Annotated in this window: 1 protein-coding gene; it reads right to left on the reverse strand. The window is 68.1% G+C overall.

Translation table 11 applies throughout. The features are described from left to right. Window positions 1-236 precede the first annotated feature (236 nt). The coding region (locus ACYVKA_RS13545; RefSeq protein WP_460706198.1) for a transposase at window positions 237-1,380 on the reverse strand (1,144 nt) is incomplete at its 5' end.

A 1,380-nucleotide genomic window follows, 5' to 3' on the forward strand; every position in this document is an offset into this window, starting at 1 on the left:
CATCAGCGTGAGGCGTTGTGTGTCAAGGCTGGGTCGGGTGTCCCGGGGTTTTCGTCGGTCCCTGCATAGGGCAATGGAGCTGGTGCTCGACAGCGTGTGATCGGGTTGGTCGACGAGGGTCGGGGCGGCCCATGATGAGCGACGAGATACCGATGGGGTTCTCAATGCCGCGGAAGGCTCGCCCCGACCCAGCTCTTGGGTGGGCGCCTCGAACTACTGGTGTCCGAGGGAGTCAGTCAGGCAGCGATGACCTCCAGATGGGACTGGGTGACCTGACCGTGGACGGCGATGTCAGGGTTCCATGCCTGGCCGGTGGTGACGATCGCGTAGAGCTGCCGCAGGATCGCCGCCGCGACGATGGTCTGGGCCTGAGTGGGCTTGAGCCGATTCGTGTCACGGCTGGTCAGATACCGGTAGCGAGCCGCGTAAACACGGTTGTTCTGCAGGCAGCCCCAGACCGCCCGCCAGGCCGCGACCCGCAACGCCGGCCGACCCGCCCCGGTGAGCCGGGCCTTCCCGGTGAACGCGCCGGACATCCGTTCCCTCGGCGCCAGACCAGCATGCTTGACGACGGCGCGGGCGGAGGTGAACCGGGTCAGGTCACCGGTCTCGGCCAGGATCACGGCCGCGCCGACTGCGGACAATCCGTCGATGCTGGTCACCAACGAGGTGAGGCCGAGCTGGTCCAAGACGGTGACCATGCGGGCCTCGACATCGGCCTGTTGGGCTTTCGCGTGGTCCCAGTCGTCGAGGACCCAGGCGATGCGTTCGAACGCGGAGCGACGGTGCTCAATGACACCGGCCGGGTCGGTCAGGGCCTGGAACAGGCCGGTGGTGATGCGGTGGCAGGCCTTGGTCTTGCCACGGCGCTGGACCTCCTGGAGGACCTGGTGCTCGAAGCGAGCCAGGCCGCGGCGCCGGGTCAGAGCCAGGTCACCGCCGTCACGGACCATGATCACCTGCAGCGCGGCGACCCAGGTGGCTGATTTGAACGGCTGCTTCGCGGTCGACAGCGCTGCGGGCCAGACACATTCGAGCAGGTCACGGATCTGCTGGACCGCCTCGACGCGCTGTCCGAGCAGACGTTCGCGGCGTTGTCCGAGGTGGCGCAGCCGGGACCAGGTCTCGTCGACCGGTTCGGGCAAGTAGCAGCGCAACTGGGCGGTCAGGCGGGCGATCAGGACAGCGTCCTTGTCGTCAGTCTTGTCGATGGTCAGGTCCTCGGTCTTGCGGGCCCACGACGACAACATCGGCTGGACGCAGACGAAGGCCATGCCGCGGTCGGCAGCGAGCTGCCCCAGGACGCGCCAACGGTGTCCGGTCGGTTCGCAGGCGACCGTGACACCCGCGTAACCGGCCTTCGCGGCGCGGTCCGCGGCC

The organism is Luteococcus sediminum, assembly GCF_054783495.1.